This window comes from Streptomyces sp. NPDC056161 (assembly GCF_042268025.1).
GTDB lineage: Bacteria > Actinomycetota > Actinomycetes > Streptomycetales > Streptomycetaceae > Streptomyces.
This window is the reverse complement of record NZ_JBHJUV010000002.1, coordinates 277,724-290,283: the sequence shown is the minus strand read 5'-3', so window position 1 is coordinate 290,283 and position 12,560 is coordinate 277,724. Positions and strand designations below refer to the sequence as shown.

Here is a 12,560-nt window from a genome sequence, read left to right as displayed (position 1 = left end):
ACGGGGTGTCACCGGGCGGGACGGACCACGCCGTGCTCCCACGCCCACGCCGCGATCTCCACCCGGTTGCGGGCGGCGAGCTTCGCCTGGATCCGCGCCAGATACGTCTTCACCGTCGACAGCGACAGGAACAGCTCGTCGCAGATCTCCTGATTCGTACGCCCCACCGCCACCAGCCGTACGATGCCCAGCTCGCGCTCGCTGAGACCGGCGGTCGCGGGGTCCGCCGACGCCGGACCGCGCTCCGTCTCCTCCAGCCGGCGCAGCAGGCGGACCGTGACCGCCGGTGACACCAGCGCGTCCCCACGGGCCGCCGCCCGCACCGCCTCCACCAGCAGTCCCGGCGAGGCGTCCTTCAGCAGGAACCCGCAGGCCCCGCTCCGCAGGCCGGTGCGCACGTAGTCGTCCTGGTCGAACGTGGTGATCAACACGACGTTCGTCGGACGCGCCGCGTCCGGTCCCGCCAGTTGCCGCACCACTTCCAGACCGTCCAGCCGCGGCATGCGGATGTCGGCCAGCACCACGTCCGGACGCAGCCGACGCGCCAGATCGATGCACTCGACGCCGTCGGCCGCTTCGCCGACCACGGTGATGTCCGGCTGCGCTCCCAGGATCAGGCTGAATCCGGCCCGTACCAGCTGCTGATCGTCGGCGATCACCAGATTGATCCGTGTATCCGCCACTATCCGTTCCTACCACAGTGATCTACTGCGTCGGCCGGCTGCCGGAGCGCAGGTACGCCGGTACGCCGGAATGCCGATATGCCTCTGACGGTATGCCTACTCACGGTCCGCCGCTCAGGGGCACCGTTCGCCGAGCTTGACGACGGCGAAATCGACCTGGGCGGTGGCCGCGTGCCGACCCGCCGCCGGTGTCTGGGTGCAGACCTTCCAGTTCCCGCCGAGGAACTGCATCCGCTTCTTCCCCAGGGCGTCATGGGACGCGATGGTGGTGAACCCGGCCTGCCGGGTGGCTTCCTGCGCGGCCCGCAGAACCCGGCCCGTCGAGTCCGGCAGGACGGCTGTCTCCTTCCGGCCGTGCATGGACAGGGCCAGTAGCCCGGCGATCACCAGAACGGTGATGACCGTCCCCTTCTTCATGACGTGTCCCCCGGACCGCATCGCATCGGTGCTGAAAGAGCTGACGAGCCGAAGAGTTCAAGAGCTGAAAGAACGGCCGCAGTCACCATGGTGGCTCCGGGCGGGTGGGGTGCGCGTCGCCCGCGAGTACCGATGTCGGGCCGCTCTGTCGGCCGTTCGGCCGACACCGCCGCCGGATTCGACCACCCACGGCCGCATCTCGCGCCAGCCCTGGATCGCCCGCAGAGCCGCTGGTCACGTGCCATGGTGCTACGGCGGCTTGAAGGCGCGGGCGGCAGGGCGACGTGGGGCCGGAGTATTCCTTCGCATGCTTGTGTGAGCCCTGTACGCGCCCCCTTCCGTGCGGAGAAACTGCGCCGTGTCGGCGGACGGTGGTCGATCTCTCGTTCGCCCAGCTCCCAACTCGCCCCGGAAGGCAGGTCGTTTGCGGTGCTGCTGCGGTTTCCCACCTCCGTGTCCGAAGCCCAGGAATGCCTGGCCGAGGAGTCCGTCCCGATCGGCGGAGCGACGCTGGTGTGGGCCACCTGGCAACGCGACGGTTTTCCCCAACACGCCATGTCACTGAGGGACTTGCCGGAAGCCAACGTCATCGGACGGGAGACGCTGGGCGGCGCCGTGGTGCTGAACCGGATCGACGACCGGCTGCCCGACGTGCTGCGGCTGGCCGCCGCCACGATCGGCACCGGCGCCGTACGCCGCACCGCCACGGTCGGCGGCAACATCGTCGGCAGCGCCCTGCGGTGCCTGCTGCCCGCGGCCCTCGTCCTGGACGCCCGCGCCAGGATCCTGGAAGCCGACGGCGTCCACGAGACCGACCTGGCCGAGGTCACCGCCAAGCGCCCGCTGCTGCTCAGCCTGCACTGGCGCGAACCGGTCGCCAGCGCGTACCGCAAACTGCCGGGTGAGCCGGGCGGCCCGCCGCCGCTGGTCGTCGCCACGGCACTGCACGCCGACACCGGTACCGGCAGGCGGCTCCGGGTCGCCGTCCGTGACGGTTACGACGTGCTCGGCGGCAGCGCGGCGTGCGCCACCGACACCGACACGGCGGAGGTGCTGCGCGCACTGCGGAGGCAGCACTTCGGCGACCTTCCGGCCGACGCCTGGACGGCGATCGGCGACCAGGTCTCCGACCTCCTGAGCCGCCCGGCCGACTGAGCCCGCGTCGCCGCTCAGTCGCTCAGCCGCTCAACTCGCCACTTTTCACTGCCGTGATGAAGGCGGACCAACTGTCGTTGGGGATGACGAGCACCGGGCTGCGGGGGGTTTTGCTGTCGCGTACGGGGACGGCGGTGGCGTGGGCGTCGGAGATCTCGACGCACTCGCCGCCGTCAGAGTTGCTGTAGGAACTCTTACGCCAGCCAGCGGCAGTCGGGTCTATGCCTCGCACGGTGCTTCCTCCAAGAGGTCCAGGATGAACTTCCGCGACTCGGTCGGGGACAGTGCCAGGTCACGCATCGCATCGTACTTGCGCTGCAATCGCTCGACCGGCCCGTCCGCCTCGATGAGTTCGCCACGATGTGCATTTTCCGTATAGGCCACCGTAAGCCCGCCGGGTAGCCGCAGGAACATCAACGTGGTGCTGTCCAAGCCATGCATGCCCGCGCTCAGCGGAAGCACTTGCATCGTCACCTTCGGTCGCTCGGCCACCTCCATCACGTACTCCACCTGCTCACGCCAGTTTCCCGCGTCCCGCAATGGAGTGCGCAGCACCGCCTCCGACAGGATCGTCCGGAACGGCGGTGCGTCCTTCCCCTCCAGCAGTTCCCGCCGCCCCATCCGCGCATCGACCTGCTGCTCAAGTTCCTTGCCCAGCAGTCCGCCTGCCGCCAGTACCTCTCGCGCGTAGCCCGGTGTCTGCAACAACCCCGGCAGTACGCTCACCGCGAAGTGCCACAGGCTCACCGCCTCCGCCTCCAGCGTCATGTACCGCCGATACCGCTCCCGGAACTGCGTATGGTCCCCGGCGGCCAGTTCCCACAGGGCCAGTAGCAGGCCCGGTGTTCCGTAGTGCTGGTCGAGGGCCTGGGCGACCTCGGGGCTGCCCAGCGTCTCGCCCTTCTCCATCTTGCCGAACAGGGACCAGTCCCAGCCCAGCCGTTCGCCGAGTTGCCGCAGGCTCATCCCGCCGGCCGCCCGGAGGGTGCGCAGTTCTTCCGCGAACCGTTGGCGTGGTTCCTGGCTGCGTCCGGTGATGGCGCGTCGTTGCGGCATACCGCGTCCTCCGAGATGTGCGTTCGACCCTGTGGAAGATGTGGCACCTGCTCCGGGGGGCCGGGAAAGAGGGCCCGGCCACGGCGTGAGCCGGTCCTGTACGGGCGCATTCTCGTAACACCCGGACTACGCAGCGTAATCCAGGCCGCGTAGCCGCTTCAGGGATTCGCCGGAACCGTACCGACAAGGACGCTCATGACCCCCACACCTCGACGCACCGACGCAGCGACCACCCCGGAGCACACCACCATCGTCACCGGGCCCCCGGAACCCCGTGTGCCCAAGGTCCAGGAGGCGCTCGACGCCCGGGACACCCTCGCCTCGGCCCTGAGCCGGGCCGGTATCCAACTGCCCGCCATGGACATCCGTACCCCGTGGGCCGACGACCGCGAGGGCGAGGCCCGGTACGCGCTCGTCCACCTCGGGGTCTGCTCCGCCCCCGTGGCGCTGATGATCGCGGACGTGATCCTCAGGGGGGTCGCCTCATGACGGAGGAAGAGGTTCCCGGCGTCGGAGAGGCGGTTCACGACCGGGAGCACGGCCGTTCCGGGAGGGTCACGGGGCGGACGGGGCCGTATCTCCGGGTGTCCCCGTTCGGCGGTGGCCGGGCCTGGGACGCCGACCCGGAGCTGATCCGGCGGCTGACTCAGGACGAACTGCTGCGGGAACTGGTCGCCGAGGCAAACGCCCGTAGCAGGCACGTCACTTGACGCTCAGGGGCCAGGGCAGCGTCGTCAGGACGTCCGGCGCTGCCGCCTGATCGGTTCCCCGATGCGGTGCATGTGGGTGAGCGCTTCGCGGTAGGACCGCAACAGCCCGGTCTCGTGGTACGGGACGCCGATCTCCGCGCAGTACTCGCGCACGACGACCTGGGCCCGCCGCAGGTGGGGCGTGGGCATGCTGGGGAAGAGGTGGTGCTCGATCTGGTAGTTGAGGCCGCCGAGCATCACATCCGTGAGGAGGCCGCCGCGCACGTTGCGGGAAGTGAGGACCTGGCGGCGCAGGAAGTCGGGCCGCTCGTCACCCGTGAACGTGGGCATGCCCTTGTGGTTGGGGGCGAAGGTGCAGCCGAGGTAGACACCGAAGAGGCACTGGTGCACCGCGAGGAACGCCACCGCCTTGCCGGGCGAGAGCACCAGGAACAGCGCGGACAGATAGGCCGCGAGGTGCAGGAAGAGCAGGACGCCCTCCAGCAGCCGGTTCTTCATGGACGGCGAGCGCAGCGCCCGCGCGCTCGCCACATGCAGGTTGAAGCCCTCAAGCGTCAGCAGCGGGAAGAACAGGAACGCCTGGTGGCCGCCGATGATCCGGGCGATGCCCCGGCTGTTGCGGGCCTGCTCGGTGGACCACACCAGGATGTCCGGGGCCACGTCGGGGTCCAGTTCCTCGTGGTTGGGGTTGGCGTGGTGGCGGGTGTGCTTGTTCATCCACCAGCCGTAGCTCATGCCGATGCCGAGGTTGCCGAAGAGGCGGCCCCAGGTCTCGCTCGGCCGGCGCCGCCGGAACACCTGCCGGTGCGCCAGGTCGTGGGCGACCAGCGCGACCTGGCCGAATATCAGGGCCAGGAAGGCGGCGACCGCCAACTGCCACCAGGTGTCACCGAGTGCGAAGAAGGTTCCCCAGCCCGTCGCGAGCAGCGCGATCACCAGGCCGAGCCGCGCCGTGTAGTAGCCGGGGCGCCGCTTCAGCAGGCCCGCGTCGGTGATGCGCTGGGAGAGCCTGGCGAAGTCGCTGCCCGGCCCGGCGGCGGAGCCGGAGGCAGCCGTGCGGGGGCGGGCCACGGAAGCAGGCGCCGCGGCTGTCGCGGCTGTCGCGGGTGCTGCGGATCCTGCGGGTGCGACGGAGGAATCGGTCGAGATCGTCATGCTGTCGAGTCTCGGGACGGCGGTCCGGCCGAGACAGCCTGCCAGGCACCCGAAGCGGCCGGGGGCTGTCCCCAGCAACCTCAGGGGGCTGCCACCACCCCGGGCCTCTGACCTGGTCTTTCCCTGCTCGGACGGGTGTGGCGTGGGGGCGGGATGGGGGTCGGCCCGGGGGTGAAATGGGGGTCGGCACCGATGGCGGTCCGGGGCATCGGCGGGTGAGGGTGGGGGGTGTGCCGCTGGACGCGTGCGGGGACGACGAAAGACCGCCGCGGCAGTCCGTTTCCGGTCGGCGTTCCGGTCGGCGTTCTCGTCGTCGTCTCCGCCGTCGTCTCAGCCGTCGTTTCCGTCGTCGTTTCCGTCGTCGTTTTCAGTCGTCCCTAGCCCGTGGTGCGGAAGGCGGTGGCCTGTGGGACATGCCGGCACGCTGCTCGCCATGGGCGGTGCCTTCGTGGCCGCCGCGCTGCTCGTGCGCGGGGCAGGGGCGGCAGTTCGGCGTCGAGCCGGCACCGGACGGACAGGGCGGGCCCGGTGAACTCGGCGGCGAGCGCCTTCAGGGCGCGGGTCAGGCCGAGTTCCTCCAGGACACCGGGGCGCAGCCGGCGGGCGATGCGGCGTATCTCGTCCAGACTGCCGCGGGTGGTCTCCCGTACCTCGCGCAGTTCCGCGCGCAGACCGGGCGGGGCGTGCCGGGCGACGCTCTCCAGTTCCAGCAGGACCGCGGTGAGGGTCTGCCCCACCTCGTCGTGGAGTTCCCGGGCGATGCGCTGGCGTTCGGCCTCCTGGGCGGAGAGCGCTCGGGCGCTGCTGGCCGCCCGCTCCTCCTCCAGGCGGTCGAGCATGGTGTTGAACGCCGTGATCAGCTCGGCCACCTCGCCGTGCCCGTCGGCCGGCGGACGGCGGCCCGGGTGCAGCAGGTCGGCCGTGGTCATGGCGCGGGTGAGGCGTTGCAGCGGGGCCAGGCCGACGCGCAGCAGGAGTGCGTTGGCGACGAGCATGGCGGCCAGGCCGACGGCGAGGATCGCGGCCTCGGTGAGCAGGACGGGCGTGGACACGGTCACCGGGCCCAGCAGCAGAGCGGTGGCCACGACGAGTACGACGGCGTTCAGCAGAAAGATCCGCCAGAACAGGGGCACCGCGTTCCGCCTCCTCGACGTGGACTGCGCTGCCTTCAGGGTGGTCGTGTTCCGGCCCGGCCGCCATCCGTGGCGGCACCCATCTTCCGGTCCGGACGCCCGGTATGCGTGAGGGCTCCTGTGCGGGGCAACCACCAGGAAGATGAGGGCCGAACCTGATGGCGGCAGGCCGCGGGCGGGGGAGAGCCTGGAGGTCCGGACGGGCCGGTCGGGTCGGGAGTGACGGGCCGGCTCGCCGACCGTGTCGGGTTCGGGAGGGTTCGGGAGGGATGGAGCCGTGACCCAGTTCGACGAGGAACGTCTGCTCGACCTCGCCGCACGGCTGGAGCGTGATGACCCCCGCTTCGCCCGCGGGCTCGGGGCCGGGCGCCCCGCGCGGCCCCGCGAGTACCGGCGCACCGGCGCCTGGTGGGGGCTCGCGACCGGCGGCGCCGCGCTCGCCGCGGGCGTCTTCCTGCCCCACGGGCTGCTGATCGCCGCCGGGCTCGTGGTCATGGGCATCGCCGTGCAACTGCTCGACCCCGACCGGGCCCGCGGCGCGGACCGGGCCCGGGGCGGACACCGAGGGCCGCCGCGGTGAGGCCGTGCGCCTCACCGGTGACGTTCTCGGGTGGTCGGCGGTTGGGTGTGGCTGATGTCTTTGTGTGGTGGTCGGCGGTTGGGTGCGGCTGACGTCTCCGTGCGGTGGACGACGTCTGCGCGCGGAGGGCGGTGCGTTCGGGTGCCGACGCCGGAGTTCTCCTGAGGGCTCGTTCTGCCGTGCGATAGACTTCTTTACCGAGCCCTTACATTCTGTTGGGCGTTCGTGTGCTCGGTCGTTGGTGGTCGCCGGTTTCCGGCCGACGTGATGGGGGGCGTGAGATGGACCGAGCCGTCCGTGCGCGTGCCGCCGTTCCGGTCCGCGTCGACAACACCGCCCGCGACAGCGTTCCCGATACCGACAGCGCCGCCCTCAGCGACCACCGCTCGCGCTGACGCCCGTATCCGCAGCCCACCCGGATCCCCTTCCGCCCCGACGGGCCGCACCGCGGCTCGTACACCGCACCGCCCCGCACCACCTGCACCGGCCCGCCCGCCTCCGGCCCTCGCCAGGAGACGGCAACAGGCCGCGGGGTCGGCCGACGGACACGAGCACGCGCAACGGAACCGGAAGTGAGCACGCGCAACGGCACCGGACACGAGAACGCGCAACGGAACCCCGGTCACGCGACACGCGCATGCGCGACGGAACCGGCGCCCGCGTCCGGCGCCCGGTACCCGCGAAGGCACAGACGCCGCCACCGAACCGATCGACGGAGGTCAGACGCCCGTGCACGACACCACCGCCATGCTCATCGAACTCGGGGCGATCATCCTGGTCCTGGGCCTGCTGGGCCGTATCGCCGGGCGGGTGGGCTTCTCGCCCATACCCCTCTACCTGCTCGCCGGACTCGCCTTCGGGCAGGGCGGCATCCTGCCCCTGACGGCCAGTGAGGAGTTCGTCGCCACCGGCGCCGAGATCGGCGTGATCCTGCTGCTGCTCCTGCTCGGCCTGGAGTACAGCGCCTCCGAACTCGTCACCACCCTCCAGACCCAATTCCCCTCCGGGGCGGTCGACTTCGTCCTCAACGCGCTGCCCGGCGCGGCGATGGCGCTGCTGCTGGGCTGGGGCCCGGTCGCCGCAGTGGCGCTCGCCGGGGTCACCTGGATCTCCTCCTCCGGAGTGATCGCCAAGGTCCTCAGCGACCTGCGCCGGATCGGCAACCGGGAGACCCCCGTCATCCTCGGAGTACTCGTCCTGGAGGACCTGGCCATGGCGGTCTACCTGCCGATCCTCACCGCCCTGCTGGCCGGGGTGAGCCTGGCCCGCGGCACCCTCACCCTGCTGATCTCGCTGGCCACGGTCGGCGCCGTACTCTACGTCGCGCTGCGGCACGGCCGTACGGTCAGCCGCGCGGTCTCCTCCGACAACGCCGAGATGCTGCTGCTGGTGGTGTTGGGTCTGACGTTGCTGGTGGCCGGTCTCGCCCAGCAGCTCCAGGTCTCCGCGGCGGTCGGCGCGTTCCTGGTCGGGATCGCCCTGTCCGGAGAGGTCGCCGAGGGCGCGCACAATCTCCTGGCACCATTGCGGGATCTGTTCGCGGCGGTGTTCTTCGTGTTCTTCGGACTGCACACCAATCCGGCGGACATCCCGCCGGTACTGCTGCCCGCGCTCGCGCTGGCCGTGGTGACCTCGCTCACGAAGATCGCCACGGGGTACTGGGCCGCCCGGCGGGCCGGGATCTCCGTGAAGGGCCGCTGGCGGGCCGGCGGCACCCTCGTCGCCCGCGGCGAGTTCTCCATCGTCATCGCCGGACTCGCCGTCGCCGCCGAGCCGCGCGTGGGTCCCCTCGCCACCGCCTACGTGCTGATCCTGGTCGTCCTGGGACCGCTCGCGGCCCGCTGGACCGAACCCCTCGGCCGTCGGCTGTCCCCAGGATCACGGCGTGCGCTCGCCGGTGCCGCCACGACCGAGCAGGCGGAGGTGGCCCGTGCGAACGGCTGACCACGGCGGGCCCGGCGGGCCCGTGGACGCCAAGGGGAACAGTGCGCTTGGCTGGGGCGTGGACGTCGACGGGAACGGCGCGCCTGGCCGGGGCCGGGACGACGCCGGTGGCGCCGGAGCGCCGCGGCCCGCGCTGGTCGACGGCGCCACCCCGGACGTGTTCCTCGACGGCTTCGCGCGGATCCTGGCGGACGCCGCCGTCACCGGGCGTCGGCTGACCCGCGACGAGATCGAGTCCCGGCGGGCCCTCGGCGCCCGCGCGGCTCAGGCCGGGCACGGCTGGCGGGCGCTGGTGCGCGCGCACCTCGCGGCGAGCCGCGCCGGGCGGCCCGCCGGGGTCGACCCGGACAGTGTCCTCGCCGTGGTGGAGCAGGCGGTCGACGCCTTCGCCGACGGGTACGAGCGCGCGCAGCGGCACGTCGTACGCAGGGAGGAAGCCGCCCGCCGCGAGTTCATCGACGACCTGCTGCACGGACGCGGCGACCCGGGCCAACTCGCCTCGCGCTGCGAACGGTTCGGGCTGCGCCTGTCCCGTACCCACGCCGTCGCGGTGGCCGGCGGGCCCGAGGGCTACGACGAGTCCGACCCCGTGCCCCGGCAGGTCGCCGACGAGTTGTTCGCCCGCTTCGAGAACCGCCGCATCCTGTTCACCACCAAGGACGGGCGGATGGTGTGCATCGCCCCCGGCGACCAGGACGACGTACTGACCTGGTTCGGCAAGCTCGTCCACGCCCGGGTCGAAGGCAGCCAGGTCTCCGTGGGCCGGCCCCGGCCGGGCGCGGTCGGCATCGGGCACAGCTACGAGGAGGCGCTCAACGCCCTCGACGTCGCCCAGCGGATGGGCTTCGACGATCCGCTGCTGCGCGCCGCCGACCTGCTCGTCTTCCCGGTCCTGGCCCGGGACCGGCCGGCCCTGGTGGACCTGGTACGGCACACGCTGGGCCCGCTGGAGCACGCCCGGGGCGGTGCGCAGCCGCTGCTCGACACCCTCACGGCGTACTTCGACACCGGCTGTGTGGCCACCGCGGCGGCCCGTGAACTGTCGCTCAGCGTGCGCGCGCTGACCTACCGGCTGGCCCGGATCCACGACCTGACCGGCATCGATCCCGCCGATCCGAGCGACCGCTACACCCTACAGACCGCGGTCCTGGGCGCCCGGCTGCTGGCCTGGCCGGGCCGGCCCCTGTGACCGGGGCCGGCCGCCCGCCCGCGACGGCTCATGGCCGGCCGAACGCGTCCTGGTCCTCCGCGGCGTCCCGCGGTGTCACCACCGTGTCATCGGCCGGCGCCGCCACCGTGTCATCGGCCGGTGCCGCCGCTGTGCCCTTGGTCAGCGCCACCGCTGTCCCCTCGGCCGGTGCCTCCCCGGAAGCCGCGGGCGCCGGCTTGCCGAACCGCCGTACGAGGCCCCGGACGGCGGGTTCGGTCCAGCGGGCGCTGAGCGGCCCGAGGACGACCAGGATCAGCACGTAGGCCGTGGCGAGCGGGCCGAGGGAGGGCTCGATCCCGGAGGTCACGGCGAGTCCGGCGATGACGATGGAGAACTCGCCGCGGGCGACGAGGGTGCCGCCGGCCCGCCAGCGGCCCTTCACGGAGATCCCGGCCCGCCGGGCGGCCCAGTACCCCGTGGCGATCTTCGTGAGCGAGGTCACCACGGCCAGCGCGAGCGCGGGCAGCAGTACCGGCGGGATGTCCGCCGGATTGGTGTGCAGTCCGAAGAACACGAAGAACACCGCCGCGAACAGATCCCGCAATGGTGCCAGGAGATTGTGCGCGCCCTCGGCGACCTCTCCGGACAGGGCGATCCCGACCAGGAACGCGCCGACCGCCGCGGAGACCTGGAGCTGCTGGGCGAGACCGGCCACCAGCAACGTCAGACCCAACACCACCAGCAGCAGTTTCTCCGGGTCGTCGCTGGAGACGAAGCGGGAGATGTGCCGGCCGTAGCGCAGCGCGAGGAGCAGCACCAGACCGGCGACCCCGAGGGCGATGGCCAGCGTGACACTGCCCGCCGCCAGCCCGGTGCCGGCCAGCAGGGCGGTGAGGATCGGCAGGTAGACCGCCATGGAGAGGTCTTCGAGGACCAGGATGCTCAGGATCACCGGGGTCTCCCGGTTGCCCAGCCGTCCCAGGTCGCCGAGGACCTTGGCGATCACTCCGGAGGAGGAGATCCAGGTGACCCCGGCGAGCACCACGGCGGCGACCGGGCCCCAGCCCAGCAGCAGCGCCATCGCCGCGCCGGGCAGCGCGTTCAGCGCCGCGTCCACGAGGCCCGCCGGGTACTGGGTCTTGAGGTTGGAGACCAGATCGCTCGCCGTGTACTCCAGGCCCAGCATGAGCAGGAGCAGGATCACGCCGATCTCGGCGCCGGTGGCGACGAACTCCTCACTGGCGTCCAGCGGCAGCAGCCCGCCCTCGCCGAAGGCCAGTCCGGCCAGCAGATAGAGGGGAATCGGCGAGAACCGCAGCCGTCCGGCGAAACGGCCCAGCAGTCCGAGGCCCAGCAGGACCGCGCCGAACTCGATCAGAAAGGTTGCGTAGGAGTGCACAGGCGGTCACTCCCGGCCGAGGATCTCGGCTGCCGCGTCCACGCCCTCATGCGTACCGATCACGATCAGGGTGTCGCCGCCGGCCAGCCGGAAATCCGGGCCGGGGGAAGGTATCGCCTCGGCCCGCCGCATCACGGCCACGATCGAGACGCCGGTCTCCGTCCGCATCCTGGTCTCGCCCAGCAGCCGCCCGTTCCAGTGCGACGTGGCCGACAGCTCGACCCGCTCGGCCACCAGGCCCAGCTCGGTCGTCGACAGCAGGCTCGGACTGTGGTGCTTGGGCATCAGCGCGTCGATGAGCGCGTCCGCCTCCCCGGCGGCCAGCCGCACCGACAGCGCGCAGGCGTCCGGGTCGTCCGCGCGGTACGCGCTGAGCGTGCGGGAGCCGTCCCGGTGGGCCACCACCGAAAGACGGCGTTGCTCCCGTGTGGTCAAGTCGTAGCGCACCCCGATCCCTGGCAGCGGAGTCCTACTCATGCGTGCGGCGCCCACAGCGATCCCCTGTCTTGTTTGACTGTTCCTTTACAAAAGGGTTGGTGACACTCTAACCAGCACCCCGGAATCGCCGACGGAGCCCGGTACCACCTCTCGGCGCCGGGCCGGACCGGAAGGAAACGTTCAGCATGATCGAGTGGGTGTCATTCCGCTCAGGGGCCCGACCGGTGCCCCAGCCCGTCGCGACGCCGTTCGTGTGGGCCGGCGCTTTCGGCGGGGCGTTGGTGCTGGTGACCCTCCTCAACCACGTAGTGGGCCCCTACCGGCCCACGCTCGCGCTGACCGTGCTGTCCCTGCTCGCCGCCCTGCTGGGGCTGTGCGCCCGCTTCACGGCGGCACCCGGTACGGCCCTGCTGTGCTGGCTGCTCCTCAACGGCTTCGGGATACCGCCGGAGGGGACACTCACCTGGGCCGCTCCGCGTGACGCGTTCTGGCTGTCCTGTCTGTTCGGCGCCACGCTCGTCGGCACGGTGCTCGCCCGCCTGGTGAACGCCCACGGGGCCTACCGACGGTTGACCGCGTCGGGCCCCGTACCGCCCCGGCACGACGACGGCCGCTACGACGGCCGCTACGACGGCCGCTACGACGGTCCCTACGGCGGCGGCTGAGGACGGCGGCTGAGACCGACCGCCGCTACGGCTACCGGCCCTCCTCGGCGCGGCCCTGGTGCGAGGCGGTCCTGC

Annotated in this window: 14 protein-coding genes and 1 pseudogene; 7 read left to right on the top strand and 8 right to left on the bottom strand. The window is 71.8% G+C overall.

The window, feature by feature from the left end; all coding sequences use genetic code 11:
* Positions 1-8 precede the first annotated feature (8 nt).
* Complete coding sequence (locus ACFC09_RS03175; protein WP_376523387.1) at positions 9-683, bottom strand: response regulator; 675 nt, start codon at positions 681-683, stop codon at positions 9-11.
* Between the two features lie 114 nt (positions 684-797).
* Positions 798-1,100 (bottom strand): hypothetical protein, encoded by a 303-nt coding sequence (locus ACFC09_RS03170; RefSeq protein ID WP_376523385.1) that lies wholly within the window; start codon positions 1,098-1,100, stop codon positions 798-800.
* Positions 1,101-1,529: 429 nt separating this feature from the next.
* Between ACFC09_RS03170 and ACFC09_RS03165 the strand changes: the two genes are divergently transcribed.
* Positions 1,530-2,255 carry an FAD binding domain-containing protein gene (locus ACFC09_RS03165; RefSeq protein WP_376523382.1) on the top strand — a complete coding sequence of 242 codons (726 nt, stop codon included), beginning with the start codon at positions 1,530-1,532 and terminating at the stop codon, positions 2,253-2,255.
* A 22-nt stretch (positions 2,256-2,277) separates the two neighbouring features.
* Here the strand turns inward: ACFC09_RS03165 and ACFC09_RS03160 are convergent, their stop codons facing one another.
* Together ACFC09_RS03160 and ACFC09_RS03155 are read right to left on the bottom strand one after the other, a co-directional pair.
* Positions 2,278-2,487: a DUF397 domain-containing protein gene (locus tag ACFC09_RS03160; protein WP_376523379.1), complete on the bottom strand. Its 210-nt coding sequence runs from the start codon at positions 2,485-2,487 to the stop codon at positions 2,278-2,280.
* Positions 2,475-3,311, bottom strand: coding sequence for a helix-turn-helix domain-containing protein (locus ACFC09_RS03155; protein WP_376523377.1), 837 nt, complete (start codon positions 3,309-3,311; stop codon positions 2,475-2,477). The genes ACFC09_RS03160 and ACFC09_RS03155 overlap by 13 nt, the downstream gene beginning before the upstream one ends.
* A 195-nt stretch (positions 3,312-3,506) precedes the next feature.
* Between ACFC09_RS03155 and ACFC09_RS03150 the strand changes: the two genes are divergently transcribed.
* Both ACFC09_RS03150 and ACFC09_RS03145 read left to right on the top strand, forming a co-directional pair.
* A complete protein-coding gene (locus ACFC09_RS03150) occupies positions 3,507-3,800 on the top strand; it encodes a hypothetical protein (protein ID WP_376523374.1) in 294 nt (97 codons plus the stop codon).
* Positions 3,797-4,021, top strand: a complete 225-nt coding sequence (locus ACFC09_RS03145) for a hypothetical protein (protein ID WP_376523371.1) — start codon at positions 3,797-3,799, stop codon at positions 4,019-4,021. The genes ACFC09_RS03150 and ACFC09_RS03145 overlap by 4 nt, the downstream gene beginning before the upstream one ends.
* A gap of 24 nt (positions 4,022-4,045) precedes the next feature.
* Here the strand turns inward: ACFC09_RS03145 and ACFC09_RS03140 are convergent, their stop codons facing one another.
* Both ACFC09_RS03140 and ACFC09_RS03135 read right to left on the bottom strand, forming a co-directional pair.
* A complete protein-coding gene (locus ACFC09_RS03140; RefSeq protein ID WP_376523369.1) occupies positions 4,046-5,176 on the bottom strand; it encodes a fatty acid desaturase family protein in 1,131 nt (376 codons plus the stop codon).
* A 476-nt stretch (positions 5,177-5,652) separates the two neighbouring features.
* Positions 5,653-6,309 (bottom strand): annotated as a pseudogene (locus ACFC09_RS03135) (HAMP domain-containing sensor histidine kinase); the annotation flags it as partial.
* A gap of 277 nt (positions 6,310-6,586) precedes the next feature.
* Here ACFC09_RS03135 and ACFC09_RS03130 point away from each other — a divergent pair.
* The 3 genes from ACFC09_RS03130 to ACFC09_RS03120 all read left to right on the top strand — a co-directional run bounded on the left by ACFC09_RS03130 (position 6,587) and on the right by ACFC09_RS03120 (position 10,022).
* Positions 6,587-6,889: a DUF3040 domain-containing protein gene (locus ACFC09_RS03130; RefSeq protein WP_376523368.1), complete on the top strand. Its 303-nt coding sequence runs from the start codon at positions 6,587-6,589 to the stop codon at positions 6,887-6,889.
* 729 nt (positions 6,890-7,618) lie between these two features.
* Entirely contained in the window at positions 7,619-8,833 is a 1,215-nt protein-coding gene (locus ACFC09_RS03125; RefSeq protein WP_376523365.1) for a cation:proton antiporter, read from the top strand.
* Positions 8,834-8,966: 133 nt separating this feature from the next.
* A complete protein-coding gene (locus ACFC09_RS03120; protein WP_376523631.1) occupies positions 8,967-10,022 on the top strand; it encodes a PucR family transcriptional regulator in 1,056 nt (351 codons plus the stop codon).
* A gap of 28 nt (positions 10,023-10,050) precedes the next feature.
* On the opposite strand, the gene ACFC09_RS03115 is transcribed toward ACFC09_RS03120, so the two are convergent.
* A complete protein-coding gene (locus ACFC09_RS03115; RefSeq protein ID WP_376523363.1) occupies positions 10,051-11,382 on the bottom strand; it encodes a cation:proton antiporter in 1,332 nt (443 codons plus the stop codon).
* Positions 11,383-11,388: 6 nt separating this feature from the next.
* Positions 11,389-11,859 (bottom strand): cation:proton antiporter regulatory subunit, encoded by a 471-nt coding sequence (locus ACFC09_RS03110; protein WP_376523362.1) that lies wholly within the window; start codon positions 11,857-11,859, stop codon positions 11,389-11,391.
* Between the two features lie 146 nt (positions 11,860-12,005).
* On the opposite strand from ACFC09_RS03110, the gene ACFC09_RS03105 reads away from it, so the two are divergent.
* Entirely contained in the window at positions 12,006-12,485 is a 480-nt protein-coding gene (locus tag ACFC09_RS03105) for a hypothetical protein (protein WP_376523359.1), read from the top strand.
* Positions 12,486-12,560: the final 75 nt, after the last annotated feature.